This is a genomic window from Enterobacter cloacae, from assembly GCF_011078175.1.
Lineage (GTDB): Bacteria > Pseudomonadota > Gammaproteobacteria > Enterobacterales > Enterobacteriaceae > Enterobacter > Enterobacter cloacae_Q.
On record NZ_JAALCJ010000001.1, the window covers coordinates 574,858 to 599,969 of the forward strand.

Genomic DNA, 25,112 nt, shown 5'->3' on the forward strand with positions numbered 1-25,112 from the left:
ACTTCCTCGTTAATCTCCTTTCAGGCAGCTCGCATACTGATTCGCCAGTTGGCTGAGGAACTGCGAATAGCTCGCTTTGCTCAACTGGATGTTCGTACCTAGCGGGTCAAGGGTTCCCATGCGCACGGATGTTCCCCTGGCCACGGCTTCTACGACCGCTGGCCTGAACTGTGGCTCAGCAAAAACGCATGTCGCTTTTTGCTCAACCAACTGTGTTCTGATTTCATGTAAACGCTGCGCACCAGGCTGAATTTCAGGGTTTACGGTAAAATGCCCCAGCGGGGTCAAACCGTAATGTTTTTCGTAATAGCCGTAGGCATCATGAAAAACGAAGTACCCTTTTCCTTTAAGCGGTGCGAGCTCGTTACCCACCTGTTTATCGGTTGCGGCTAATTGAGCCTCAAAATCCTTCAGGTTGGCGTCGAGTTTGATTCGACTTTGCGGCATAAGTTCCACTAATTTGTCGTGGATTGCAACCGCTGTAAGCCGCGCTATCTCTGGGGAAAGCCAGAGATGCATGTTGTACTCGCCGTGATGGTGATGGTCGTCACCTTTTTCATCGTGAGCATGATCGTGGTCGTGTTCGTCACCCTCATTCTCAGACCCTTTCATGAGCAACGGTTTCACGCCGGACAGCGCGGCAATGGTCACCTGTTTCTCTGCGGGAACCTGCCTGGCTGATTTCTGCATGAAAGCTTCCATCTCAGGACCAATCCAGACGACTAAGTCCGCGTTCTGTAAGCGTTTTACGTCAGACGGGCGCAGGGAATAATCATGCTCCGAAGCCCCGTCAGGCAGCAAAACCTGCGTCTCAGTGACCCCATCCGCGATGGCAGAAGCGATAAATCCAAGCGGTTTAAGCGAAGCGACTACGGCGGCGTTAACATCTTGTGCGGTTGTACCCCAAAGTGCAGCAGATAAAGCTGCGAAAAGAAGCGTATTTTTCTGTAACATAATGCGTCTAATCATCGTAATGAATGCGTGGAATGTGATATTATAACATTCGATGACTTCTGCAAGCTTAAATTGACATGACGACTTTAGTTTCTCTTGAAAATGTTTCGGTCTCATTTGGTCAACGCCGCGTCCTTTCTGACGTGTCGCTGAATCTGAAGCCCGGCAAAATACTTACGCTGCTCGGCCCTAACGGTGCAGGTAAGTCGACGCTGGTGCGCGTTGTATTAGGTCTGGTAGCCCCTGATGCAGGGGTTATCGTCCGTGAAGACAAATTGCGTATCGGCTATGTGCCGCAAAAATTACACCTCGATGCCACCCTGCCCCTGACGGTGAGCCGCTTCCTGCGCCTGCGCCCTCGTACGTGTAAGGCAGATATCCTCCCGGCGTTGAAACGCGTACAGGCGGGTCATCTTGTTGATGCGCCTTTGCAAAAACTGTCGGGCGGTGAAACCCAGCGCGTCTTGCTTGCCCGCGCTCTTCTCAGCAGCCCTCAGCTGCTGGTGCTGGACGAACCGACGCAGGGTGTCGACGTCAATGGCCAGGTTGCACTATACGATCTCATCGACCAGCTTCGTCGGGAGCTTAACTGCGCGGTGCTGATGGTGTCCCATGACCTGCATCTGGTGATGGCGAAAACCGACGAAGTGCTGTGCCTGAACCATCATATTTGCTGTTCCGGCACGCCGGAAGTGGTGTCAATGCACCCGGAGTTTATCTCCATGTTTGGCCATCGCGGCGCCGAACAGCTGGGTATCTATCGCCATAATCACAATCACCGCCATGATTTACAGGGACGAATTGTCCTGCGTCGGGGAAACGGACACTCATGATTGAACTGTTACTGCCCGGCTGGCTGGCCGGGATTATGCTTGCCTGCGCCGCGGGTCCACTCGGCTCGTTTGTCGTCTGGCGCAGAATGTCCTATTTCGGCGATACGCTGGCCCATGCTTCATTGCTGGGTGTCGCGTTTGGTTTGTTACTGGACGTGAACCCGTTTTATGCGGTGATTGTCGTCACGCTGCTGCTGGCCGCCGGTCTGGTCTGGCTGGAAAAACGCCCTCATCTCGCGATTGATACCCTGCTCGGCATTATGGCGCACAGCGCCCTGTCGCTGGGCCTGGTGGTGGTGAGCCTGATGTCAAACATCCGCGTGGACCTGATGGCCTACCTGTTTGGCGATCTGCTGGCCGTCACGCCCGAAGATCTGATTTCCATTGCCATTGGCGTGGCGGTGGTACTGGGGATCCTGCTGTGGCAGTGGCGAAGTTTACTGGCTATGACCGTCAGTCCGGATCTGGCCTTTGTCGACGGCGTGAAGCTTCAGCGCGTGAAGCTGCTGTTGATGCTGGTGACGGCGTTAACCATCGGCGTAGCGATGAAATTTGTTGGCGCGCTGATCATCACGTCGCTGCTGATAATCCCTGCCGCCACGGCGCGCCGTTTTGCGCGTACGCCGGAACAAATGGCCGGTATCGCCGTGATTATTGGGATGATTGCGGTGACGGGCGGGTTAACCTTCTCGGCGTTTTATGACACGCCAGCCGGGCCGTCGGTGGTGTTGTGCGCGGCGGTGCTGTTTATTTTCAGTATGATGAAAAAGACCGCGCAGTAGTCAGCTTGTCCCCGGTGGCGCTTCGCTTACCGGGGCTACACTTTATCGCTACCTACGGCATCGCGGGCGGCGTAATGCCGAAATGATTCCACGCCCGCACCGTCGCCATACGACCACGCGGGGTACGCTGTAAGAAGCCCTGCTGGATCAGATACGGCTCCAGCACATCTTCGATAGTCTCACGCTCTTCACCAATCGCAGCCGCCAGGTTATCCAGCCCTACCGGCCCGCCAAAGAACTTATCCAGCACCGCGAGCAGCAGCTTACGATCCATATAGTCAAAGCCTTCGGCATCAACGTTCAGCATATCCAGCGCCTGGGCGGCGATCTCGGCCGATATAGTGCCGTCGTGCTTCACCTCGGCAAAATCACGCACCCTGCGCAGCAGACGGTTGGCAATACGCGGCGTACCGCGGGAGCGCTTCGCCACTTCAAACGCCCCCTCTTCGCTCATATCCAGCCCCATGTAGCGCGCGCTGCGCCCCACAATGTGCTGAAGGTCGGGCACCTGATAAAACTCCAGACGCTGCACGATGCCAAAACGGTCGCGCAGCGGAGAGGTCAGCGACCCGGCGCGGGTTGTGGCGCCAATCAGGGTAAACGGCGGCAGATCGATTTTGATCGAGCGCGCGGCCGGGCCTTCACCGATCATGATATCCAGCTGGTAATCCTCCATTGCCGGATAGAGCACCTCTTCCACCACCGGCGACAGACGGTGGATCTCGTCGATAAACAGCACGTCATGCGGTTCGAGGTTGGTCAGCATCGCCGCCAGGTCCCCTGCTTTCTCCAGCACCGGGCCGGAGGTGGTACGCAGGTTTACGCCCATTTCGTTGGCGACGATATTCGCCAGGGTGGTTTTACCCAGCCCCGGCGGACCAAAAATCAGCAGGTGATCGAGCGCATCGCCGCGCAGCTTTGCCGCCTGGATGAAAATCTCCATCTGAGAACGAACCTGCGGCTGGCCGATATACTCATCCAGCAGTTTGGGACGGATCGCGCGATCCACCACGTCATCTGGCTGAATGGTGCCTGCCGATACCAGGCGGTCTGCTTCAATCATCCTTTACCTCACAATGCAGCGCGCAGCGCTTCACGAATCAGAGTTTCACTGCTGGCATCCGGTTTAGCAATTTTGCTCACCATCCGGCTGGCCTCCTGAGGTTTATAGCCCAGCGCCACCAGAGCGGCAACCGCTTCCTGCTCGGCATCATCATCCGATGCAGGCGCGCCCGGGGAAGTCAGCACCAGATCGGCTGCCGGAGTGAACAGATCGCCATGCAGACCTTTGAAGCGGTCCTTCATCTCGACAATCAAACGCTCGGCGGTTTTCTTCCCGATGCCCGGAAGTTTAATTAACGCAGCCGGATCTTCACGCTCAACGGCATTCACAAACTGTGGCGCTGACATACCCGATAAAATCGCCAGCGCCAGCTTCGGCCCGACGCCGTTGGTTTTGATCAATTCGCGGAACAGGGTGCGTTCCTGTTTGTTATTGAATCCGTACAGCAGCTGAGCGTCTTCACGCACCACAAACTGGGTAAAGACAACCGCCTCTTTGCCCGCCTCCGGCAGCTCGTAGAAGCAGGTCATCGGCATATGGACTTCATAGCCCACGCCACCCACTTCCAGCAGCACTAACGGGGGTTGTTTTTCAATGATGATGCCTCTGAGTCTGCCTATCACATGACGCTCCTGCGTTCTGGAAGAAATTAACTGCCGACATAATAAAAAAAGGCTGGATAAACATCCAGCCTGATTTGTCATTATCGTAACCTGCCTCGCGCCAGATTGAGCCGCGACTCGCTCATTTGCATCGCATTCTGGCTGACGTGACAGTGGGTAATCGCAATGGCCAGCGCATCCGCGGCGTCGGCCTGCGGGTTCGCAGGAAGCTTCAGCAGGGTACGTACCATGTGCTGCACCTGGCTTTTCTCTGCGCTACCAATGCCCACCACCGTCTGCTTAACCTGACGGGCCGCATACTCAAACACCGGCAGATCCTGGTTGACGGCGGCAACAATTGCCACGCCGCGCGCCTGACCGAGCTTTAACGCCGAGTCAGCGTTTTTCGCCATAAAGACCTGCTCGATGGCGAAATAGTCCGGCTGAAACTGGGTGATGACCTCCGACACGCCCGCATAGATGAGCTTCAGGCGCGACGGCAAATCGTCCACTTTGGTGCGAATACAGCCGCTGCCGAGGTAGGTTAGCTGGCGTCCCACCTGACGGATAACGCCATAGCCGGTGACGCGTGAGCCGGGGTCAATCCCGAGAATAATCGACATCACGCGTCTCCCGTAAACGGTTTACAGGCTCTCATCAGAGAGTCGCTGCAACCTCATCAGAGATTTCACCGTTGTGATACACTTCCTGCACGTCGTCGCAGTCCTCGAGCATGTCGATCAGACGCAGCAGTTTCGGTGCCGTTTCCGCATCCATGTCCGCTTTGGTGGACGGGATCATGGAGACTTCTGCGTTATCCGCCTTCAGGCCAGCCGCTTCCAGCGCATCGCGCACGGCCCCCATCTCTTCCCATGCGGTGTAAACATCAATAGCGCCGTCGTCGTAGGTCACCACGTCTTCCGCACCGGCTTCCAGCGCCGCTTCCATGATCGCATCTTCGTCGCCTTTCTCGAAGGAGATGACGCCTTTTTTGCTGAACAGGTAAGCAACAGAACCGTCAGTGCCCAGGTTGCCGCCGGTTTTGGTGAACGCGTGACGCACTTCCGCAACGGTACGGTTACGGTTGTCGGACAGGCACTCAACCATTACCGCCGTACCGCCAGGGCCGTAACCTTCATAGATGATGGTTTCCATGTTCGCGTCTTCGTCGCCACCCACGCCACGTGCGATTGCACGGTTCAGGGTGTCACGCGTCATGTTGTTGGACAGGGCTTTATCCACCGCTGCGCGCAGACGTGGGTTAGACGCCGGATCGCCGCCGCCCAGACGCGCCGCTGTCACCAGCTCACGAATGATTTTGGTAAAGATTTTACCGCGCTTGGCATCCTGTGCCGCTTTGCGGTGTTTGGTGTTGGCCCACTTACTATGACCTGCCATAAAAAGTTCTCCAAAAATCGCGCCTTCTCAGGCAGCGTTAATTACAAATTCTTCAATCGCCTGCCGGTTGCTCCACGACTTGGTCAGTGCGGCGGCATCCGCCGCATCCACCCAGCGGTAGGTCAGATGTTCGGTGAACACGATCTCCCGCTCATGGGGAAGCGCAAGGCAGAACCATGATTCCATATTGCGCTCAATTCCCGGTGCATAGCGATGACGTAAATGGCTAAAAATTTCAAACTCCACCGTGCGCTGACAGTCCTTCAGGGTCAGTTGCTCGCGAGCAACGTCAATGGCGACCTCTTCCTTTACTTCACGCGCGGCGGCCTGCGGCGCGGTCTCCCCCTCTTCCAGGCTGCCGGTAACCGACTGCCAGAAATCCGGATCGTCGCGCCGCTGCAACATCAGCACCCGCTTCGTGTCTTCTGCATAAATGACCACCAGAACCGAAACGGGACGCTTATATGCCATATCAGTTTTTCTCTTCCTTCTTCACCACCTCAATGCCCAGCTCAGCCAGCGCGGCCGGGTTGGCAAAGCTTGGCGCTTCAGTCATCAGACACGCCGCTGCGGTGGTTTTCGGGAAGGCGATAACGTCGCGGATGTTATCGGTGCCGGTCAGCAGCATGGTCAGACGGTCAAGACCGAAGGCCAGGCCCGCGTGCGGAGGCGTACCGTATTTCAGGGCGTCCAGCAGGAAGCCAAACTTCTCGCGCTGCTCCTGCTCGTTAATGCCCAGAATGCCGAACACGGTCTGCTGCATTTCACCGCTGTGAATACGCACGGAACCACCGCCCACTTCGTAGCCGTTGATGACCATATCGTAGGCGTTCGCCACCGCGTCTTCCGGTGCTGCCTTCAGCTCTGCCGCCGTCATGTCTTTTGGCGACGTGAACGGGTGGTGCATTGCGGTCAGGCCGCCTTCACCGTCGTCTTCAAACATTGGGAAGTCGATCACCCACAGCGGCGCCCATTTGTTTTCGTCGGTCAGGTTCAGGTCTTTGCCGAGCTTCAGACGCAGTGCGCCCATCGCATCCGCAACCACTTTCTTGTTGTCTGCGCCGAAGAAGATCATGTCGCCGTCCTGCGCGCCGGTACGCTCAAGGATCGCGTCAACGATGTCCGCATTCAGGAATTTCGCCACCGGGCTGGTGATGCCTTCCAGGCCTTTTGCACGCTCGGTCACTTTAATATAGGCCAGACCTTTCGCGCCGTAGATCTTGATGAAGTTGCCGTAGTCGTCGATCTGCTTACGGCTCAGTGCCGCACCACCCGGAACGCGCAGGGCTGCCACGCGGCCTTTCGGATCGTTAGCCGGACCTGCGAATACCGCGAACTCGACGGATTTCACCAGGTCTGCAACGTCCACCAGCTCCATCGGGTTACGCAGGTCTGGTTTGTCGGAGCCGTAGCGACGCTCGGCTTCGGCGAAAGTCATGATTGGGAAATCGCCCAGTTCAACGCCTTTCACGTCGTTCCACAGGCTACGCACCAGCGCTTCCATCACTTCACGCACCTGCTCGGCGGTCATGAAGGAGGTTTCCACATCGATCTGGGTAAATTCTGGCTGGCGGTCAGCGCGCAGGTCTTCGTCGCGGAAACATTTGACGATTTGATAGTAGCGATCGAAACCGGACATCATCAGCAGCTGTTTGAACAGCTGTGGAGACTGCGGCAGCGCGTAGAATTTGCCTTTATGGACGCGGGATGGGACCAGGTAATCGCGCGCGCCTTCCGGCGTGGCTTTGGTCAGCATCGGGGTTTCGATATCGAGGAAACCGTGGTCATCCATAAAGCGACGCACCAGGCTGGTGATTTTCGCACGGGTTTTCAGGCGCTGGGCCATCTCCGGGCGACGCAGATCCAGGTAGCGGTATTTCAGACGCGCTTCTTCGGTATTGACGTGGTTGGAATCCAGCGGCAACGCTTCCGCGCGGTTGATGATCGTCAGATCGGATGCCAGCACTTCGATAGCGCCGGTCGCCATCTCGGCGTTAACGTTTTTCTCGTCACGCGCACGCACGGTGCCCGTCACCTGAATGCAGAACTCATTACGCAGCTCAGAAGCCAGCTTCAACGCATCAGCGCGATCCGGATCGAAGAACACCTGAACGATACCTTCGCGGTCACGCATATCAATAAAGATAAGGCTACCAAGATCGCGACGACGATTGACCCAACCACACAGGGTAACCTGCTGCCCGACGTGGGACTGACGCAGCTGCCCGCAATATTCTGTACGCATGAGATATCCCTTAATTAGCCGCAGGCTGATTGTTGCCTGTCTTGCAGGCTACGATGTCGCAGCTTTTGTATGTCACAACTGGATGAAAAAAGGCGGCTATTATACTGGAAATTCTGCCGCACGATAAGAGTGAAGCACGGCCTGACGCGCGTTTGCTGTGCTCTTATTGCCTATTCTCACAAAAATTAACAAAATTATCCGCCCGATAACAGGCCATCACGTCGTAAGGTGTAGCGTAAGCGATTCATTTGACTGGAGTGACAATGTTGAAATTAGATGCCACCAAAACCGCCCTTGTGGTCATTGATTTACAGGAAGGCATCCTGCCTTTTGCCGGTGGTCCACACACCGCTGACGATGTGGTCAGCCGCGCTGCGCGCCTGGCAGAAAAATGCCGCGCCAGCGGCTCGCCTGTTGTAATGGTGCGGGTCGGCTGGTCCGCTGATTTCGCCGAAGCGTTAAAACAGCCGGTTGATGCCCAGGCCCCGGCGCATGCGCTGCCGGACAACTGGTGGACATATCCTGTCTCGCTCGGTAAACGCGACAGCGATATAGAAGTCACCAAACGCCAGTGGGGCGCATTCTACGGCACCGACCTGGAGCTACAGCTGCGCCGACGCGGGATCGACACGATCATTCTGTGCGGGATCTCCACCAATATCGGTGTGGAATCCACCGCCCGTAATGCCTGGGAGCTGGGTTTTAACCTGGTGATCGCCGAAGATGCATGCAGCGCAGCCTCTGCGGATCAGCATCAAGGTAGCATAACCCATATCTTCCCGCGCATTGGTCGCGTGCGCAGCACGGATGAGATCCTGAGCGCGCTATGATGTACGTGGGCCTGCCCCAGTGGTCGCACCCGAAATGGGTGCGCCTGGGTATTACCAGCCTTGAAGAGTATGCCCGGCACTTTAACTGCGTGGAGGGCAACACCACGCTGTACGCCCTGCCCCGCGCAGAGATTGTCGAACGCTGGCGCGAGCAAACCACCGACGACTTTCGCTTTTGTTTTAAATTCCCGGCAACCATCTCCCACAACGCTGGGCTGCGCAACTGCGATGATTTAACCCACGAGTTTTTAACCCGTATGTCGCCTCTGGCCAGCCGTATTGGCCAGTACTGGCTCCAGCTTCCCGCCACGTTTGGTCCGCGCGACCTGCCTGCCCTCTGGCAGTTTCTCGACGCCCTGCCCCATGACTTCACCTACGGCGTGGAAGTGAGGCATCCGGAATTCTTTGCCAAGGGTGATGCGGAGAAAGCGCTCAATCGCGGCCTGCATGAACGAACGGTCAACCGCGTGATCCTCGACAGCCGTCCCGTACACAGCGCAATCCCGCACAGCGAAGCCGTTGTTGATGCCCAACGCAAAAAACCGAAGGTGCCCGTCCATGCGATCGTAACGGCGCAGAACCCGATGGTCCGGTTTATCGGCAGCGATAACATGCAGCAAAATGAAGAGATGTTCACGGTCTGGCTGCAAACGCTGGCGAAATGGGAGCACACCACCACGCCGTACCTTTTTTTGCATACGCCGGATATCGCGCAGGCGCCTGAACTGGTCGATGCTCTCTGGCAGACCTTGCAGCAGGCGGTTCCGTCGGTTGGCCCCGCGCCGTCCATCCCACAACAATCTTCTCTTTTCTGAAATCACCCCCTATCATAGAGACGTGCCATCAGCCAAAAACAGGGAGTTAGTATGGTCAGCGCGCTGTATGCGGTGTTAGGTGCATTACTGCTGATTAAATTTTCATTTGATGTTGTGCGCCTGAGAATGCAGTACCGCGTCTCGTACGGTGACGGGGGCTTTTCTGAGCTGCAAAGCGCAATCCGGATCCACGGCAACGCGGTCGAGTACATTCCCGTCGCGTTAATTTTACTGCTGTTAATGGAGATGGATGGCGCTGAAACCTGGATGGTGCACGTCTGTGGGCTGCTGCTGATTGCTGGCCGTTTGATGCATTATTATGGTTTTCACCACCGCCTGATCCGCTGGCGTCGTTCCGGCATGAGCGCGACCTGGTGCTCGCTTTTGCTGATGGTGCTGGCTAACCTTTGGTATATGCCGTGGGAGTTGGTTTTCTCCTTGCATTAGCGCACAATATGCCCCTTTATTTTTCCCGGATTTTTACGTTATGTCAGATCGCGACACGCTTTTTTCCGCGCCTATCGCCAGCCTGGGCGACTGGACCTTTGATGAACGGGTAGCCGAAGTCTTCCCGGATATGATCCAGCGCTCTGTTCCCGGTTATTCCAATATTATTTCCATGATCGGCATGCTGGCGGAGCGTTTTGTTCAACCCGGCACCAGGGTCTATGACCTGGGCTGTTCGCTGGGTGCGGCAACGCTGTCCATTCGTCGTAACGTTCATCACGAAGGTTGTAAAATCATCGCTGTCGATAACTCTCCGGCCATGGTTGAACGCTGCCGGCGCCACATTGACGCCTATAAAGCCCCTACGCCTGTTGAAGTGGTGGAAGGCGATATCCGCGATATCGACATTCAGAACGCCTCAATGGTGGTCCTGAATTTTACCCTTCAGTTTCTTGTGCCGGACGATCGTCAGCGGTTGCTGGACAAAATTTATCAGGGTCTGAACCCAGGCGGCGCGCTGGTGTTGTCTGAGAAATTCAGCTTTGAAGACGCCAGCGTGGGCGAACTGCTGTTCAACATGCACCATGATTTCAAGCGTGCAAACGGCTACAGCGAGCTGGAGATCAGCCAGAAGCGCAGCATGCTTGAAAACGTCATGCTGACGGATTCCGTTGAAACCCACAAAGCGCGTCTGCGTAAAGCCGCATTTGAACACAGCGAACTGTGGTTCCAGTGCTTTAACTTTGGTTCTCTGGTGGCGCTGAAAGCCGGAGACGCAGCATGATCGAGTTCGGTAATTTCTATCAGCTGATTGCCAAAAACCACCTTTCCCACTGGCTGGAAACCCTGCCTGCGCAAATTGCCACCTGGCAGCGCGATCAGCAGCATGGTCTGTTGAAGCAGTGGTCCAACGCCGTGGAATTTCTGCCTGAGCTCACGCCTCATCGTCTGGATTTACTGCACAGCGTGACGGCGGAAAGCGAAGAGCCGCTCCCGGCCGGGCAGATCAACCGCATCGAAACGCTGATGCGTAACCTGATGCCGTGGCGCAAAGGTCCATTCTCGCTGTACGGCGTGAACATTAACACCGAGTGGCGTTCCGACTGGAAGTGGGATCGCGTTCTGCCTCATCTGTCAGATCTGACCGGGCGCACCATTCTGGACGTAGGCTGCGGTAGCGGCTATCACATGTGGCGCATGATCGGCGCAGGCGCGCATCTGGTAGTAGGTATCGATCCGATGCAGCTGTTTCTGTGCCAGTTTGAGGCGGTGCGTAAACTGCTGGGCAACGACCAGCGTGCGCACCTGCTGCCGCTGGGCATCGAGCAGCTCCCTGCCCTGAAAGCGTTTGATACCGTGTTCTCGATGGGCGTGCTGTACCATCGTCGTTCCCCGCTGGAGCATCTCTGGCAGCTGAAAGATCAGCTGGTCAGCGGCGGCGAACTGGTGCTGGAAACGCTGGTCATCGAAGGCGATGAACATGCCGTTCTGGTGCCGGGCGATCGCTATGCGCAGATGCGCAACGTTTACTTCATCCCTTCCGCGCTGGCGCTGAAGAACTGGCTGGAGAAATGTGGGTTCGTCGATGTACGCATCGCCGATGTGTGCGTGACGTCGGTTGAGGAACAGCGCCGCACCGACTGGATGATCACCGAATCGCTGGAGCAGTTCCTCGACCCGGACGATCGCAGTAAAACCATCGAAGGCTATCCGGCCCCGATGCGTGCGGTGTTGATTGCGACGAAGCCGTAGACTTTAGCCGGGTGGCGGCTGCGCCTTACCTGGCCTACGCGTCGCACGTTTTCTCCAAAATAGTTCAAGTTGCAGCAAGGCGGCAACGCAGCGAATCCCCGGAGCTACATCAGTAAGTGACCGGGGTGAGCGAGGCGGACAACGCGGCTACGGCTTGAAATATGAAGGAGAAAAAAAGGCCCCTGTTGAAATTGCAGGGGCCTGGTACAAGCAAGCATCATATTGGGCGACATGATGCGCGGTAAAAATCGGTACGTTGCTACACGTGATGACGTTCAATCAACGATTTCATTACCGCAACCGACTCTCCATCCACACCGTAGCGCGAGTACTCATCCGCTTCAGCATCCGTCGACATTGACAACCCTGTATTGCGATAACGCATGGGTGAAGGTATCCATTTACCCGCCGAGCTGTGCAGCTCTTCCACCCCTGCGTTTAAAAACAGTTTCAGATTGCTGGCGCGTACTCCTGCGCCCGCCATGATTATTGGAACACCGGAATGTGCTTTTAGTTCCGTAATTAATTTCAGTCCTTTTTCGGCCGAGGACTGCTGGCCCGATGTCAGAACGCGCGCCACGCCCAGTTCTGACAGCGTATCAAAGGCTTGTACCGGATCTTGACACATATCGAACGCACGATGAAAAGTGACCGCCATCCCCCGGGCGGCGCGCATCACCTGACGCATACGCGGAAGATCGATGTTGCCGTCTTCGTCCAGCACACCGATAACCAGCCCCGGGAAGCCGGAATCACGGATGAGGGCGATATCCTCAAGCATGGCACTGAACTCACCCGCCGTATAACAAAAATCACCGCCGCGCGGACGAATAATCGGGTGCACCGGAATGGTGATGGCCTGGCGTGCTGTTTTCAGCACCCCAAATGACGGGGTCAGTCCCCCTTCTTTCGGTGCCGCGCACAGCTCGATGCGATCGGCTCCCTGCCGTTGCGCAGTGACGGCACACTCCACGCTGTAACAACAAATTTCCAGCAGCGCCATGTGATCCTCCTTAAATTTCACTCAGCGTCCCATCGTGGCATGTTGCCCGACTGATGTCTGGATCGACGCTCACAATGCTTACGCTTCGCTGGCGACGATCTGCTCGATAGTCCAGGGATGGAATTTCACCGTCACGTTGCCGTCCGTTACGGCAAGCGTAGGATTTGGCAAACGCTCGCGCTCCCCTTTTGGCGAGCTGGTTTTGACGAAAATACCCGGCTGGCTTAACCCCTCGTCGGAAAGCAGCGCCAGCGCACGGGCGTTCAGCATCTCGGGCTCCCCAGGCAGAACAATTTCGATATGCTCCCAGCCTTCGTGCGGATAACGCTTCTCTCCTGGCCAGGGCAGTTCCACAACGGTGAATTGCCAGTGCGCCACCGTTACCGGCGCGTGAAGTTTGAACAGGCAGATCGGGCGACCGTTAATGATATTCTCCGACAGCAGTTCTCCGCACTGCTCAAAGCCACGCCGCCAGCGTTCGGCGGTGGCATTCTGGTGGCAGCGCAAAGAAATGTGATCGGCCTCAAGCGGCGCGATCTCCAGCCCGAGACGGGTGGCAAGTTCTGTGAACGCCTGGGTGAAGCGCGGTAAATCTGCGGAAATATCATGCAGTTCGTCAATGGTGTGCCAGTTCGCCATAGGTCAGTCTCGTTTCGTGTCGCAAAGCCGCTAATTTACTCTGTTGCCCTCTGTCGACCAACCGCAGAATCACGGTTTTTTCGACTGCATGATTATGCATACCGTCTTCGCCTGGATTCTGAGCGATCTTCGCCCCCCGCAGGGCTGACGCCCGAAGGCATTTGCAGTATACTCCCGCCCTAAATTCTTAAACTGGCGCGGGTGTTTTTTACCCGCATCAAAAACGTAAGGTATCCAGGTGAATATTCAGGCTCTTCTCTCAGAAAAAGTCAGTCAGGCACTGATTGCCGCAGGCGCGCCTGCGGATTGCGAACCACAGGTTCGTCAGTCAGCGAAAGTACAGTTTGGCGACTATCAGGCTAATGGCGTGATGGCAGTGGCTAAAAAACTGGGCATGCCGCCGCGACAGCTCGCTGAGCAGGTACTGACGCATCTGGATCTCACCGGCATCGCCAGCAAAACTGAAATCGCCGGTCCGGGCTTTATCAACATTTTCCTTGAGCCTGCATTCCTGGCAAGCCACGTTGACGCGGCGCTGAAATCTGACCGTCTGGGCGTGACTCAGCCAGAGGCGCAGACCGTGGTGGTTGACTACTCCGCACCAAACGTGGCGAAAGAGATGCACGTCGGTCATCTTCGCTCCACCATCATCGGTGACGCGGCGGTGCGTACCCTGGAGTTCCTTGGTCACAAGGTGATCCGCGCTAACCACGTAGGCGACTGGGGTACGCAGTTCGGCATGCTGATCGCGTATCTGGAAAAACAGCAGCAGGAAAACGCAGGCGAAATGGCGCTGGCAGACCTGGAAGGTTTCTACCGTGAAGCCAAAAAGCACTATGACGAAGACGAAGCCTTCGCCGAGCGCGCGCGCAGCTACGTGGTGAAACTTCAAGGTGGCGACCCGTACTTCCTCGAGATGTGGCGCAAGCTGGTTGACATTACCATGTCCCAGAACCAGCTTACCTATAACCGCCTGAACGTGACCCTGACCCGCGATGACGTGATGGGTGAAAGCCTGTATAACCCAATGCTGCCAGGCATTGTGGCGGACCTGAAAGCTAAAAATCTGGCGGTGGAAAGCGAAGGCGCAACGGTAGTGTTCCTTGATGAGTATAAAAACAAGGAAGGCGAACCGATGGGCGTGATCGTTCAGAAAAAGGATGGCGGCTATCTCTACACCACCACCGACATTGCCTGTGCGAAATACCGTTACGAAACCCTGCATGCGGATCGCGTGCTGTATTACATCGACTCCCGTCAGCACCAGCACCTGATGCAGGCGTGGACTATTGTGCGTAAAGCGGGTTATGTGCCGGATTCCGTGCCGCTGGAACACCACATGTTCGGCATGATGCTGGGTAAAGACGGTAAGCCGTTTAAAACGCGTGCGGGCGGCACCGTGAAGCTTTCCGATCTGCTGGATGAAGCGCTGGAACGCGCGCGTCGCCTGGTGGCCGAGAAGAACCCGGACATGCCTGCTGACGAGCTGGAGAAACTGGCTAACGCGGTCGGCATCGGCGCGGTGAAATACGCGGATCTCTCCAAGAACCGTACCACCGACTATATCTTCGACTGGGATAACATGCTGGCGTTTGAAGGCAACACGGCGCCATACATGCAGTACGCTTATACCCGCGTACTCTCCGTCTTCCGTAAAGCCAATATCGACGAAAGCGTGCTGGCAAACGCCACGGTGACCCTTACCGAAGATCGTGAAGCACAGCTGGCTGCCCGCCTGCTTCAGTTCGAAGAAACGCTCTCCGTGGTCGCGCGTGACGGTACGCCGCACGTTATGTGTGCTTACCTGTACGATCTGGCTGGTCTGTTCTCTGGCTTCTACGAACACTGCCCTATTCTGTCTGCCGAGAGCGAAGCGGTGCGCCACAGCCGCCTGAAGCTGGCGCAGCTGACGGCGAAGACCCTGAAGCTCGGTCTGGACACGCTGGGTATCGAAACCGTAGAACGTATGTAAAAAAAGAAACCCGGCGAGCGCCGGGTTTTTTATCATCAGAAATATTTTCGCAAATATTCCGTCAGGCACAGAATCGCCATTGCCTGGCCATAGGGCATCGACGTCAGCGGTATCTGACGGTAAAACGCCAGATCGCTCCCCATCCCCGTCCCGAAGGACGTTTGCAGCAGTTCCCCTTCCGCCGAGATGTTTTGCACGATGCCGCGAATCGCTTTCTCCGCCACCTCTGCGTACTCTGCGCCGACATAGCGCTTGCGCACGGCTTTCAGAATGCCGTAAGCAAACCCCGCCGTGGCCGACGCCTCCAGATAAGAATCAGGATCGTCCAGTAGCGTATGCCACAATCCGCTCTCATCCTGACATTTTGCCAGTGCGGCGATCTGCGCATTCAGCACCTGCACCAGATAGCGACGAACGGCGTTGTTTTCCGGCAGATCCACCAGCTCGAGGAAATCCGGGATCACGATGGTGAGCCAGCTGTTGCCGCGCGCCCAGCGGGCCTTGGCAAAGTTGTGGTTCCCTTCGTAATTCCAGCCATGGAACCACAGCCCGGTCTCCCGATCCATCAGATTCTGTACGTGGAGCAGGAACTGATAGATCGCCTCCTCGACGTACTCCGGCTTGTTCAGCAGCTTGCCGATTTTCGCCAGCGGCAGCACCGTCATCATCAGCGTGTCATCCCACATCTGCTGATGGTTCTCTTCCGCCAGGGTGATGTGCTGCATGCCGCCATGTTCGGTGCGCGGCATCTCATTCATCGCCCATTCCGCCCAGCTTTCAAGCCACGGCAGCCAGGCCGGGTTTTTAGTCTCTTCGTAGCGATACGCCAGCGTCAGAAACGGCGACATGGTATTCACGTTTTTGGTGGTTGCGCCTTCAGCGAAACGGTCAGCAAACCAGCTGTCGATAATCTCGCGCATGCCTTCGTCACCGGTCTGGCAGTAATACTGCCAGATACCGTATAAACCGACGCCGTGGGTCCATTCCCATCCGGCCCAGCCTTTGGTGTCGATCACGCGCCCGTCGTCCAGCCGCAGCAAAAACTCACCCGTTTTGTCGTGGATATTGACCAGGTTTTGCGTCACCTTTTGGATCAGCGATTTCAGCTCATCCCTGGCGATAAAGCGTTCAGGCTGGCGCAATAACGGGCTATGTTTGACAGGCCAAACTTTCATCATCTTAACCTCTGTTGTATGTCGAATTCAGTACCGCACGATCCTTCAGCGAAGGGGCCGCCGGTTTATTGCGATTCAGATAACCAATATTGTTGTTGCCCCACAGGGATTCATACGGCATACCGGCCAGCATCTCCACGGTGGCGCGGGCCTGCGGTGTCACCGCCTCCGGCATCACATGGCCAGACTCACGCATTTTTGCTGTCTCTTCACGCAGGGTGCTGTGGGTCTGCAAATTGAGTTTGAAGCGCAGGGAGACCAGGAAGCCGCAGAACAGCACCAGAATAGTGCCAACGCTCAGGATCATCAGAATGGTGTGGCTCACTTCCGCAGGCTGTACCTTCTGACCGCTAACAAATCCGGACATCTGCATCACGATCCCCACCAGCATCACCGCGCCGGCCTGAGACGCTTTACGCGTCAGCGTCATGATGCCCGCGAAGATACCTTCGCGACGCTGACCGGTGATCACTTCGTCTACATCAGCAATATAGGTGTAGGTATTCCACGGTACGTAGTTGATACCCCCGCGACCAAGACCGGCAACCGCAGAGATCAGCAGCAGCAGAGCATAAACGTCGCTCATGCCCGCGTAATAAAGCACCGCGTAAGAAAGCGACGCCAGGCCAAACAGCACGACCACCATGCGGTAAGACGGCGCAGGTCCGAAGCGAATGCACAGCGGGATCATCGCGATAACAGCCAGGAACTGGAAGATGGCCATCGTGCCCAGCAGGTTGGACGCCATTGACGCTTCCTGCATCAGCACAAACACCACGTAGTAGGTGAAAACGGCGTTGAACACGTCCTGGGCAATATAGCCGCCGAGGTACATGCCAAGGTGCTGGCGGAAAATCTTGATACGCAGCGTCGAGCTTAATTCAACAAAAAGACGATTCAGGCTCTGACCCAGAGTCAGCTTTTTCTTCTCTTCTTCGGCGCGCAGGGCCGCTTCAGACCACTCTTCACGCGGACGTTCCCAGGTGAAGAACCAGACGAAAGTGAGCATCAGCGCGCAGAGTACGGAGAAGACCAGGCTTGCATAGAAGAAGGAGATCGCGTTGTCTTTGCCGAAATGCGTGAGCAGTATCCCCGGCAGGAAGGAGGCCAGAATGGCGGACATTTGCGCCATAGAGATACGCGCCCCGGAGAATTTGGTTTTCTGCTTGAAATCGTCCGTCATCTCCGGCACCAGCGTTTCGTACGGCACCAGGATCATAGTGTAGACGATATCAAATATCAGATAGGTCAGCAGGTAGTACCAGAAACTCATGTCCCCTACCCACATCAGCGAGTAGCTGAAAACGCAGGGAATACCGAGCAGGATGAAGAACTTACGACGGCCAAAACGCTTGCCCAGCCAGGTGGTGCCAAAGTTATCGGTTAAAAAACCCATTAACGGGCTGACAACCGCATCCAGCACCCTTGCGGCGGCGAAGATAAAGGTTGCTTCAATCGGTGTGAGTCCACAGAAGGTGGTATAAAAATACAAAAGCCAGGCGGCCGTCAGGGCGGTAGTCCCCGCCCCGAGGAAGTCGCCTGACCCGTAAGCAAGATAATTTGCGAGTCCAATTTTACGTGTTTTCATTGCCGTCAACCCTAATCAGTTTTGGGAGACTCCCTGTAAGCAAACCTCGTCCGGGAGTTTTTACACGGCTACAGTAAAAGCATCGACCTGTTGATACCTTTCTGTTTCTGCCATCACATAGTGGTGCATGGCAAAAATGCAAAGAGTGTCAATACGCGTGTCACTGATTTATAAAACAGCGTTTCTTTTGTATCAAAAGGGAAGGTCAATTTTGCGATCCAGCCTTCAGAAATGCCTGAAAGCTGGCGAAAAGGCAGGCAGTTAGCGGTAGTTGACGAGGACCTCGTTACGCTGAATCTTCAGCGCCGGGATCAGCCGTCCACCGCCCGGCACTTCCCAGATAAAGCGGAGAGGTTCCTGAGCAGACACCCCGTTGAAGGCCTGGGTAGTACCATTTTGTCCCTCGATTTCCGCGCAGCGGGTCAGGGAGCACAGCCGCACCCGCAATCCGGCCGGCGTGGGGCCCGTCAGGGTGTAATGCCAGGCAACCAGCGTCATCTGCCCGGACACGGGCTCAGAGGCGGACAGCGGCCGGGAGGAGATCGACTCCCCCCGATGGTTGAGCGTTAAGCCGATACTGCTGGCCTGCCATGCCCCCTCGCCTGCGGCCTGCGCTGCCAGCGGGAAGAGTAAGATCCACAGCCACTTACGCATTATTTCCCTCCTATGGTCGCGGTCATGCGAATATTGCGGTTATCGGACAGCTCCATATTCGACAGCACCACCAGCTGGTTCAGGCTCCGGCGAAGGAAGCGCGACAGCAGCGGACGCAGCGCGTGATTCACCAGCAGTACCGGCGGCGCGCCCAGCATCTCCTGACGCGCCAGCGCCTCCTGAGTTTGCGCCAGTAATCTGTCCGCCAGACCCGGTTCCAGCCCGCCGCCGCCCTGCAACGCCTGAAGCAGCAGACGTTCCAGCGGGGTGTCGAGGCCAATCACCTGCACTTCGCCGGTTCCCGGGAACCATTGCTGTGTAATAGCGCGTCCGAGCGCCACGCGCACCACCGCCGTCAGTTCGTGCGGATCGCTTTGCAGCGGCGCATGTTCGGCCAGCGTCTCAAGGATGGTACGCATATCGCGAATGGGCACCTTCTCGTCGAGCAGATTTTGTAGCACTTTGTGCAGCGTGGTTAATGTCAACACGCCCGGCACCAAATCTTCGGTCAGCTTCGGCATCTCCTGCGTTACGCGGTCGAGCAGCTGCTGCGCCTCCTGACGACCAAACAGTTCCGCTGAGAACTGGCCAATCAAATGGTTGAGGTGCGTCGCCACCACGGTACTGGCCTCAACGACCGTGTAACCCTGGATCTGCGCCTGCTCTTTCAGGGCGCTCTCAATCCAGATTGCCGCCAGACCAAAGGCCGGGTCGGTCGTCTGCTCACCCGGCAACGTGCCTGCGGCCGTGCCCGGGTTAATCGCCAGCCAGCGGCCGGGGTACGCATCGCCGCTGCCGATCTCCACCCCTTTCATCAGAATGCGGTAGCGCGCGGGTGGGAGATCCATGTTGTCACGGATATGAACCACCGGCGGCAGGAAGCCCATTTCCTGAGCGAATTTTTTACGAATACTGCGAATACGGCCAAGCAGCTCGCCATCCTGCTGGAAATCCACCATAGGGATCAGGCGATACCCCACTTCCATCCCCAGCGAATCTTCCAGCTGAACGTCGTTCCAGGTCGCTTCCACCGCCTGGGTGTTCTCAGGCATTTTGACCGGCGCTGGCTCTGCCTTAGGCTGAGTTTCACGGCCACGCATCCACCAGGCAAGCCCCAGCAGCGCGGCGGTAAACAGGAGGAATACCAGGTTCGGCATGCCCGGCACCATACCGAGCAGGCCCAGTACCGCCGCGGAGAGCAGCATAACGCGCGGGTTGCTGAACAACTGCCCCACCATCTGCTCGCCCACGTCCTGATCGGTGCTGACGCGGGTCACAATCACACCTGCCGCAGTGGAGATCACCAGCGCCGGGATCTGGGCGACCAGACCGTCACCGATGGTCAGCAGCGTATAGCTTTCCGCCGCGTGGCCCATGTCCATGCCGTGTTGCAGCACGCCGACGAGCAGGCCGCCGACGACGTTAATCACCATAATCAGGATGCCCGCAATGGCGTCACCGCGCACAAACTTACTCGCACCGTCCATCGAACCGTAGAAGTCCGCTTCCTGGGTCACTTCCGCGCGGCGTTTTTTCGCTTCATCTTCGGCTATAAGCCCGGCGTTCAAATCGGCGTCGATCGCCATTTGCTTGCCCGGCATACCGTCCAGCACAAAACGCGCGCCCACTTCCGCGATACGCCCCGCGCCTTTAGTAATAACCATAAAGTTGATGATAACGAGGATAACGAACACCACGATACCGATGGCAAAATTACCGCCCACCAGGAAGTGACCGAAGGCTTCGACCACCTTGCCCGCCGCCGCCGCGCCGGTGTGCCCTTCCATCAGAATGATGCGCGTGGAGGCAACGTTCAGCGCGAGGCGCAGCAGCGTGGTGAAGAGCAGGATCGTTGGAAACGCGGCGAACTCCAGCGTGCGCTGGGTGAACATCGCCACCAGCAGCACCATAATGGACAACGCGATGTTGAAGGTAAAAAGCAGGTCGAGGATAAATGCCGGTAACGGCAGCACCATCATCGACAGAATTAGCAGGATCAGAATCGGTCCGGCAAGGATCTGCCATTGCGTCGATTTCAGGTTGCCGGGCAGGCGCAACATTGCCACCAGATTAGCCATCAGTGTCCTTCTCGTTCAAAAAATCCAGTGCTTCAGGCACCGGAAGGTTCTCAGGTTTTACAGGTCGTTGACCGCCCGCTAAACGCCAGCGTTTCAGTTGCCACACCCAGGCCAGCACTTCTGCAACAGCGGCGTAGAGCTGGCCTGGGATCTGTTGTCCAATTTCCGCGTGGCGATACAGCGCACGGGCCAGCGGCGGCGCTTCAAGGATCGGTACGCGGTTTTCCGTCGCGATTTCACGAATGCGCAGCGCAATCAGCCCGGCCCCTTTCGCCACCACTTTCGGCGCGCTCATTTTGTTTTCGTCGTACTGAAGCGCCACGGAGTAGTGGGTCGGGTTGGTGACGATGACGTCGGCTTTCGGTACATCTTCCATCATGCGCCGACGCGCGGCGGCGCGCTGCATCTGGCGGATACGGCCCTTAACGTGCGGGTCGCCTTCCATCTGTTTGTATTCGTCGCGGATGTCCTGACGCGACATTCGCAGCTTTTTGATATGGGAATAGATCTGGAAGATAACGTCGAACGCCACCATCGGAATAATGCTGAGTACCACCAGCAGCGAGCATAACCCGACCAGGTTCAGGGCATTCTTCATTGCCGTCATCGGGGATTCGCTGATCAGGCGCATCATCTCCGGCCAGTGGTGCCACAGAAAAAACCCGGCAGTGCTGCCCATAAGAAGCGATTTCAGGATTGCTTTAAGAAGCTCAGCGCCCGTTTGCGCGGAAAACATTTTCGCAATACCGGGTAGCGGGTTGAGCTTAGAGAATTTCGGTTGCAGCGATTTACCGCTGAACACCAGGCCACCGAGCATGACCGGCGAAACAAGGGCCACGATCACCACGCCCGCGATCAGAGGCAGCAGGGCGAGCATCGCACTTTTCACAAGGTTGATGATCTGAATGAGGATCAGATTGGGGTCGTTGACCATGCTGTGATCAAAACGTAAGCCAGCAGAGAGCATTCCCGCCAGTCTGCGGGCGAGCATCTCCCCGCCCCACCAGATTATGCACACGCCCACCACCAGGATCAGCAGGGATGTCAGCTCTCGGGATCGGGGGATCTGCCCATCCTCACGGGCTTTTTCAAGTCGGTGGGGTGTGGGGGCTTCTGTTTTGTCGTCGTTCTCTTCTGCCACTGTGCCTGCTCGCAGCCCATTAATTCACGGGTATCATGCCAGCGCAGAAAAAATCCAATGGCGGGAAAAGCCCGTTTATTCGGGCTCTTTTCGCTGTTTTTGTCCTACGCTACCTCAGGCCGCGTTAACGGTCTGAGGTAGAAAGGGCAATCAGAAACCAAGACTGTCCAGCAGATCGTCCACCTGATCCTGGCTTGCCACCACGCCCGCTTTGCTGGCGTCAAGCTGGGGACCATTGAGCAGGCTTTCGTTCTCGCGTTTCGGACGGGCGGCCGGTTCCGGAATGTTCTCCAGCAGCACCATCAGCAGCTGGCGTTCAATCTCCTGAATCACATCCATCATGCGCTTGATCACCTGGCCGGTAAGATCCTGGAAATCCTGCGCCATCATGATGTCCAGCAGCTGGGCATTGGTGAAGCTGGTATGTCCCGGCACGTCACCCAGGTACTGACGGGTATCCGTTACCAGTTCGCGGGCATCCGCCAGCTCGATAGGGTTCTCAAACCACTCATCCCAGCGTTTGCTCAGCGCTTTCGCCCCCTTCTCCATCGCATCCTGGTGCGGCTGTGAGGCTTCAACGCTGTTCAGCGCTCGCTCGGCCGCCTGCGCGGTCATCTGCACGACGTAGTCCAGACGGTCGCGCGCGTCAGGGATGGCTTCCGCCGCTTCGGCGATAGCCTGGTCCAGCCCCAGCTCACGAAGGCTGTCGCGCAGCATGCGGGTCAGGCTACCAATGCGGGCAATAATGTCGCTCGGCGAATGTTCTTCAACGGGTTTCATAGCAGGTTGCAACATATCCATCACCTCACATGCCGAGTTTCTCGAAGATCTTCCCGAGCTTCTCTTCCAGAGTCGCCGCGGTGAATGGCTTCACCACGTAGCCACTTGCTCCCGCCTGTGCAGCGGCAATAATGTTCTCTTTCTTCGCTTCTGCGGTCACCATTAGCACCGGCAGAGAGGCCATGCCCGCATCCGCGCGGATGGTTTTCAGCAGTTCGAGACCGTCCATGTTCGGCATGTTCCAGTCGGAAATCACAAAACCAAACCCGCCAGCCTGGAGTTTGTTCAGCGCATCCACGCCGTCTTCGGCTTCTTCAACATTGTTGAAGCCCAGCTCTTTAAGCAGGTTGCGTACAATGCGACGCATGGTGGAAAAGTCATCCACAACCAAAAACTTAAGCTCTTTATCCGCCATAAAATAATACTCCTGAGTCAAATACGTATTGCCTGTCCGGCACTGATTTTCGCCAGCATCTGCTGGCTTACCTGGCTAAGATCGACCACTTCGCTCACGCCACCCATATTGATGGCCTCGCGCGGCATGCCGAACACCACACAACTTGCTTCATTCTGCGCAATGGTCCAGGCGCCTGCCTGGTGCATCGCAAGCATTCCGGCGGCGCCGTCGTTGCCCATCCCCGTCAGGATCACTCCCACGGCGTTGCGCCCCGCATGTTTCGCCACCGAATGAAACAGCACATCCACCGACGGACGGTGCCGGTTAACCGGCGGCCCGTCATGAATTTTGATTTGATAGTTCGCCCCGCTGCGCGCCAGCTCCATGTGCTTGTCACCCGGGGCGATATAGGCATGCCCCGGCAGCACGCGCTCGCCGTCTTCCGCCTCTTTCACGCCGATCTGGCACAGCTTATTCAGGCGCTCTGCGAACGAGCGGGTAAAGCCCGGCGGCATATGTTGCGTAATCAGGATACCCGGGCTTGAAAGCGGCAATGGCTGGAGTACATGGCGAATTGCCTCTGTTCCTCCGGTTGACGCGCCAATCACCAGCAGTTTTTCAGAGCTGAGTAACGGTCCCGCCTTCAGCGTAGCCGGGGCCGCCATCGGTTTGTGCGCGGCAAGCTTCGCCCGGGACGCGGTGCGGATCTTCTCGGCGATCGTCTCGCTATAAGCGAGCATCCCTTCGCGAATGCCGAGCTGCGGCTTGGTGACAAAATCCACCGCCCCCAACTCCAGCGCGCGCAGGGTAATCTCCGACCCTTTCCCGGTGAGGGAAGAGACCATCACCACCGGCATCGGGCGCAGGCGCATTAATTTTTCCAGAAAATCGATGCCATCCATGCGCGGCATTTCCACATCCAGCGTCAGCACGTCGGGGTTATATTTTTTGATTAAATCCCGCGCGACCAGCGGATCGGGCGCTGTCGCCACCATCTCCATATCGCTGTGGCTATTGATGATTTCAGTCATGATCTGACGCATCAGCGCCGAATCATCGACAGACAATACCCTGATTTTACTCATGCTTTTTCCTTACTCAGCGCATATACCGTTTGCCCACGCAGGCTAAACTCACGCACGAGGTTGCTGAAGTTTTCCGAGTGCCCGGCAAACAGTAAACCGTCAGGCTTGAGCAACGGAACAAAGCGACGCAAAATGTCCTGCTGCGTCGTTTTATCAAAATAAATCATTACGTTACGGCAAAATATGGCGTCAAATGGCCCCGGAACGTTGTACTGCTTATCCAGTAGATTAACGGGGGCAAATTCCACGCAGTTCGCCAGCTCCTGGCGTACGCGCACCAGTCCTTCATGCGGGCCGGTACCGCGCATGAAGTAACGCTGTAGCTGCTGCGGAGACAGCGTTTTAAGCTCATCCTGGCGATAAACGCCGTTACGGGCTTTTTCCAGTACCTCGGTGTCGATGTCGCTGGCGTAAACTTTCCAGCGTCCCGGCGCCATTCCCAGGGTATCCGCCAGGGTGATGGCCAGCGAGTACGGCTCTTCCCCGGTAGAGGCCGCCGCGCTCCAGACGCGATACTCTCCGCTACGGCGACGGGCGTGTTCCGCCAGCACCGGGAAGTGATGCGCCTCGCGGAAAAACGCGGTCAGGTTGGTGGTTAATGAGTTGATAAATGCCTGCCATTCGGCGCTGTTCTGGTTCGCTTCGAGCATGCTCAGATAGCGGCCAAAATCGTCCAGCCCCAGCGTGCGCAAGCGCCGCACCAGCCGGTTGTAGACCATGTCTCGCTTATGGTCCGCAAGCACGATCCCCGCACGCTGGTAGATTAACTGACATATCCGACGAAAATGCGCGTCGGACAGCGCGAGGCGCTGTGTCATCTGTAACAATAATGACGTTTGCCCTGAGGGCATGGGTGATGTCATAGCGCCTTCTTTATCA

At 56.8% G+C, this 25,112-nt stretch carries 26 protein-coding genes; 8 read left to right on the forward strand and 18 right to left on the reverse strand.

Annotation, left to right across the window (positions count from 1 at the left end):
- Window positions 1–9: 9 nt before the first annotated feature.
- Window positions 10–954: a zinc ABC transporter substrate-binding protein ZnuA gene (gene znuA / locus G6Q29_RS02725; RefSeq protein ID WP_165464425.1), complete on the reverse strand. Its 945-nt coding sequence runs from the start codon at window positions 952–954 to the stop codon at window positions 10–12.
- Window positions 955–1,031: 77 nt separating this feature from the next.
- Between znuA and znuC the strand changes: the two genes are divergently transcribed.
- Together znuC and znuB are read left to right on the forward strand one after the other, a co-directional pair.
- A complete protein-coding gene (gene znuC / locus G6Q29_RS02730; protein WP_165464426.1) occupies window positions 1,032–1,787 on the forward strand; it encodes a zinc ABC transporter ATP-binding protein ZnuC in 756 nt (251 codons plus the stop codon).
- Window positions 1,784–2,569, forward strand: coding sequence for a zinc ABC transporter permease subunit ZnuB (znuB, locus tag G6Q29_RS02735; RefSeq protein WP_003859755.1), 786 nt, complete (start codon window positions 1,784–1,786; stop codon window positions 2,567–2,569). Before znuC ends, znuB begins: the two co-directional genes overlap by 4 nt.
- Window positions 2,570–2,621: 52 nt before the next feature.
- Here znuB and ruvB read toward each other — a convergent pair whose 3' ends face one another.
- The 6 genes from ruvB to aspS form a co-directional block, all read right to left on the reverse strand.
- A complete protein-coding gene (gene ruvB / locus G6Q29_RS02740) occupies window positions 2,622–3,632 on the reverse strand; it encodes a Holliday junction branch migration DNA helicase RuvB (protein WP_003859753.1) in 1,011 nt (336 codons plus the stop codon).
- 8 nt (window positions 3,633–3,640) lie between these two features.
- The gene (gene ruvA, locus G6Q29_RS02745; RefSeq protein ID WP_003859751.1) at window positions 3,641–4,255 is read right to left on the reverse strand and encodes a Holliday junction branch migration protein RuvA; all 615 of its coding nucleotides are present in this window, start codon (window positions 4,253–4,255) and stop codon (window positions 3,641–3,643) included.
- An 80-nt stretch (window positions 4,256–4,335) separates the two neighbouring features.
- Window positions 4,336–4,857, reverse strand: a complete 522-nt coding sequence (gene ruvC, locus G6Q29_RS02750; RefSeq protein WP_165464427.1) for a crossover junction endodeoxyribonuclease RuvC — start codon at window positions 4,855–4,857, stop codon at window positions 4,336–4,338.
- Between the two features lie 34 nt (window positions 4,858–4,891).
- A complete protein-coding gene (locus G6Q29_RS02755) occupies window positions 4,892–5,632 on the reverse strand; it encodes a YebC/PmpR family DNA-binding transcriptional regulator (RefSeq protein WP_003859747.1) in 741 nt (246 codons plus the stop codon).
- A gap of 27 nt (window positions 5,633–5,659) precedes the next feature.
- Window positions 5,660–6,103: a dihydroneopterin triphosphate diphosphatase gene (gene nudB, locus G6Q29_RS02760; protein ID WP_165464428.1), complete on the reverse strand. Its 444-nt coding sequence runs from the start codon at window positions 6,101–6,103 to the stop codon at window positions 5,660–5,662.
- A 1-nt stretch (window position 6,104) separates the two neighbouring features.
- Window positions 6,105–7,877, reverse strand: a complete 1,773-nt coding sequence (gene aspS / locus G6Q29_RS02765; RefSeq protein ID WP_165464429.1) for an aspartate--tRNA ligase — start codon at window positions 7,875–7,877, stop codon at window positions 6,105–6,107.
- A gap of 263 nt (window positions 7,878–8,140) precedes the next feature.
- On the opposite strand from aspS, the gene G6Q29_RS02770 reads away from it, so the two are divergent.
- Genes G6Q29_RS02770 through cmoB form a run of 5 tightly spaced genes read left to right on the forward strand, consistent with a single transcriptional unit; the run spans window position 8,141 to window position 11,721 of the window.
- The gene (locus G6Q29_RS02770) at window positions 8,141–8,707 is read left to right on the forward strand and encodes a hydrolase (RefSeq protein WP_165464430.1); all 567 of its coding nucleotides are present in this window, start codon (window positions 8,141–8,143) and stop codon (window positions 8,705–8,707) included.
- Window positions 8,704–9,522, forward strand: a complete 819-nt coding sequence (locus tag G6Q29_RS02775; RefSeq protein WP_165464431.1) for a DUF72 domain-containing protein — start codon at window positions 8,704–8,706, stop codon at window positions 9,520–9,522. Before G6Q29_RS02770 ends, G6Q29_RS02775 begins: the two co-directional genes overlap by 4 nt.
- A 51-nt stretch (window positions 9,523–9,573) precedes the next feature.
- Window positions 9,574–9,969: an MAPEG family protein gene (locus tag G6Q29_RS02780; RefSeq protein ID WP_090278694.1), complete on the forward strand. Its 396-nt coding sequence runs from the start codon at window positions 9,574–9,576 to the stop codon at window positions 9,967–9,969.
- A gap of 40 nt (window positions 9,970–10,009) precedes the next feature.
- Entirely contained in the window at window positions 10,010–10,753 is a 744-nt protein-coding gene (cmoA, locus tag G6Q29_RS02785; RefSeq protein ID WP_165464432.1) for a carboxy-S-adenosyl-L-methionine synthase CmoA, read from the forward strand.
- On the forward strand, window positions 10,750–11,721 hold the full coding sequence (gene cmoB / locus G6Q29_RS02790) for a tRNA 5-methoxyuridine(34)/uridine 5-oxyacetic acid(34) synthase CmoB (protein ID WP_165464433.1): 972 nt from the start codon (window positions 10,750–10,752) through the stop codon (window positions 11,719–11,721). Before cmoA ends, cmoB begins: the two co-directional genes overlap by 4 nt.
- Before the next feature lie 259 nt (window positions 11,722–11,980).
- Here the strand turns inward: cmoB and cutC are convergent, their stop codons facing one another.
- On the reverse strand, window positions 11,981–12,724 hold the full coding sequence (gene cutC / locus G6Q29_RS02795) for a copper homeostasis protein CutC (RefSeq protein WP_165464434.1): 744 nt from the start codon (window positions 12,722–12,724) through the stop codon (window positions 11,981–11,983).
- A gap of 78 nt (window positions 12,725–12,802) precedes the next feature.
- Window positions 12,803–13,363 carry a VOC family protein gene (locus tag G6Q29_RS02800; protein WP_165464435.1) on the reverse strand — a complete coding sequence of 187 codons (561 nt, stop codon included), beginning with the start codon at window positions 13,361–13,363 and terminating at the stop codon, window positions 12,803–12,805.
- Between the two features lie 238 nt (window positions 13,364–13,601).
- On the opposite strand from G6Q29_RS02800, the gene argS reads away from it, so the two are divergent.
- Complete coding sequence (gene argS, locus G6Q29_RS02805; RefSeq protein WP_165464436.1) at window positions 13,602–15,335, forward strand: arginine--tRNA ligase; 1,734 nt, start codon at window positions 13,602–13,604, stop codon at window positions 15,333–15,335.
- Window positions 15,336–15,370: 35 nt separating this feature from the next.
- On the opposite strand, the gene G6Q29_RS02810 is transcribed toward argS, so the two are convergent.
- The 9 genes from G6Q29_RS02810 to cheR form a co-directional block, all read right to left on the reverse strand.
- Complete coding sequence (locus G6Q29_RS02810; RefSeq protein ID WP_165464640.1) at window positions 15,371–16,510, reverse strand: glycoside hydrolase family 88/105 protein; 1,140 nt, start codon at window positions 16,508–16,510, stop codon at window positions 15,371–15,373.
- A 4-nt stretch (window positions 16,511–16,514) separates the two neighbouring features.
- Window positions 16,515–18,098 carry an MFS transporter gene (locus tag G6Q29_RS02815; protein WP_165464437.1) on the reverse strand — a complete coding sequence of 528 codons (1,584 nt, stop codon included), beginning with the start codon at window positions 18,096–18,098 and terminating at the stop codon, window positions 16,515–16,517.
- A gap of 261 nt (window positions 18,099–18,359) precedes the next feature.
- A complete protein-coding gene (flhE, locus tag G6Q29_RS02820) occupies window positions 18,360–18,752 on the reverse strand; it encodes a flagellar protein FlhE (protein ID WP_165464438.1) in 393 nt (130 codons plus the stop codon).
- Window positions 18,752–20,830 carry a flagellar biosynthesis protein FlhA gene (flhA, locus tag G6Q29_RS02825; RefSeq protein ID WP_165464439.1) on the reverse strand — a complete coding sequence of 693 codons (2,079 nt, stop codon included), beginning with the start codon at window positions 20,828–20,830 and terminating at the stop codon, window positions 18,752–18,754. Before flhA ends, flhE begins: the two co-directional genes overlap by 1 nt.
- Window positions 20,823–21,971, reverse strand: a complete 1,149-nt coding sequence (gene flhB, locus G6Q29_RS02830; RefSeq protein WP_126340120.1) for a flagellar biosynthesis protein FlhB — start codon at window positions 21,969–21,971, stop codon at window positions 20,823–20,825. Before flhB ends, flhA begins: the two co-directional genes overlap by 8 nt.
- A gap of 150 nt (window positions 21,972–22,121) precedes the next feature.
- A complete protein-coding gene (gene cheZ / locus G6Q29_RS02835) occupies window positions 22,122–22,766 on the reverse strand; it encodes a protein phosphatase CheZ (protein ID WP_165464440.1) in 645 nt (214 codons plus the stop codon).
- A 10-nt stretch (window positions 22,767–22,776) separates the two neighbouring features.
- Window positions 22,777–23,166, reverse strand: a complete 390-nt coding sequence (cheY, locus tag G6Q29_RS02840; protein WP_000763862.1) for a chemotaxis response regulator CheY — start codon at window positions 23,164–23,166, stop codon at window positions 22,777–22,779.
- Window positions 23,167–23,183: 17 nt separating this feature from the next.
- On the reverse strand, window positions 23,184–24,233 hold the full coding sequence (locus G6Q29_RS02845) for a protein-glutamate methylesterase/protein-glutamine glutaminase (protein ID WP_165464441.1): 1,050 nt from the start codon (window positions 24,231–24,233) through the stop codon (window positions 23,184–23,186).
- On the reverse strand, window positions 24,230–25,096 hold the full coding sequence (gene cheR, locus G6Q29_RS02850; protein WP_017384409.1) for a protein-glutamate O-methyltransferase CheR: 867 nt from the start codon (window positions 25,094–25,096) through the stop codon (window positions 24,230–24,232). Before cheR ends, G6Q29_RS02845 begins: the two co-directional genes overlap by 4 nt.
- Window positions 25,097–25,112: the final 16 nt, after the last annotated feature.

Coding starts and splice junctions, on each gene's coding strand:
- znuA (WP_165464425.1), bottom strand. CDS start 954: ATGTTACAGAAAAATACGCTTCTTTTCGCAGCTTTATCTGCTGCACTT.
- znuC (WP_165464426.1), top strand. CDS start 1,032: ATGACGACTTTAGTTTCTCTTGAAAATGTTTCGGTCTCATTTGGTCAA.
- znuB (WP_003859755.1), top strand. CDS start 1,784: ATGATTGAACTGTTACTGCCCGGCTGGCTGGCCGGGATTATGCTTGCC.
- ruvB (WP_003859753.1), bottom strand. CDS start 3,632: ATGATTGAAGCAGACCGCCTGGTATCGGCAGGCACCATTCAGCCAGAT.
- ruvC (WP_165464427.1), bottom strand. CDS start 4,857: ATGTCGATTATTCTCGGGATTGACCCCGGCTCACGCGTCACCGGCTAT.
- G6Q29_RS02755 (WP_003859747.1), bottom strand. CDS start 5,632: ATGGCAGGTCATAGTAAGTGGGCCAACACCAAACACCGCAAAGCGGCA.
- nudB (WP_165464428.1), bottom strand. CDS start 6,103: ATGGCATATAAGCGTCCCGTTTCGGTTCTGGTGGTCATTTATGCAGAA.
- aspS (WP_165464429.1), bottom strand. CDS start 7,877: ATGCGTACAGAATATTGCGGGCAGCTGCGTCAGTCCCACGTCGGGCAG.
- G6Q29_RS02770 (WP_165464430.1), top strand. CDS start 8,141: ATGTTGAAATTAGATGCCACCAAAACCGCCCTTGTGGTCATTGATTTA.
- G6Q29_RS02775 (WP_165464431.1), top strand. CDS start 8,704: ATGATGTACGTGGGCCTGCCCCAGTGGTCGCACCCGAAATGGGTGCGC.
- G6Q29_RS02780 (WP_090278694.1), top strand. CDS start 9,574: ATGGTCAGCGCGCTGTATGCGGTGTTAGGTGCATTACTGCTGATTAAA.
- cmoA (WP_165464432.1), top strand. CDS start 10,010: ATGTCAGATCGCGACACGCTTTTTTCCGCGCCTATCGCCAGCCTGGGC.
- cmoB (WP_165464433.1), top strand. CDS start 10,750: ATGATCGAGTTCGGTAATTTCTATCAGCTGATTGCCAAAAACCACCTT.
- cutC (WP_165464434.1), bottom strand. CDS start 12,724: ATGGCGCTGCTGGAAATTTGTTGTTACAGCGTGGAGTGTGCCGTCACT.
- G6Q29_RS02800 (WP_165464435.1), bottom strand. CDS start 13,363: ATGGCGAACTGGCACACCATTGACGAACTGCATGATATTTCCGCAGAT.
- G6Q29_RS02810 (WP_165464640.1), bottom strand. CDS start 16,510: ATGAAAGTTTGGCCTGTCAAACATAGCCCGTTATTGCGCCAGCCTGAA.
- G6Q29_RS02815 (WP_165464437.1), bottom strand. CDS start 18,098: ATGAAAACACGTAAAATTGGACTCGCAAATTATCTTGCTTACGGGTCA.
- flhE (WP_165464438.1), bottom strand. CDS start 18,752: ATGCGTAAGTGGCTGTGGATCTTACTCTTCCCGCTGGCAGCGCAGGCC.
- flhA (WP_165464439.1), bottom strand. CDS start 20,830: ATGGCTAATCTGGTGGCAATGTTGCGCCTGCCCGGCAACCTGAAATCG.
- cheZ (WP_165464440.1), bottom strand. CDS start 22,766: ATGTTGCAACCTGCTATGAAACCCGTTGAAGAACATTCGCCGAGCGAC.
- cheY (WP_000763862.1), bottom strand. CDS start 23,166: ATGGCGGATAAAGAGCTTAAGTTTTTGGTTGTGGATGACTTTTCCACC.
- G6Q29_RS02845 (WP_165464441.1), bottom strand. CDS start 24,233: ATGAGTAAAATCAGGGTATTGTCTGTCGATGATTCGGCGCTGATGCGT.
- cheR (WP_017384409.1), bottom strand. CDS start 25,096: ATGACATCACCCATGCCCTCAGGGCAAACGTCATTATTGTTACAGATG.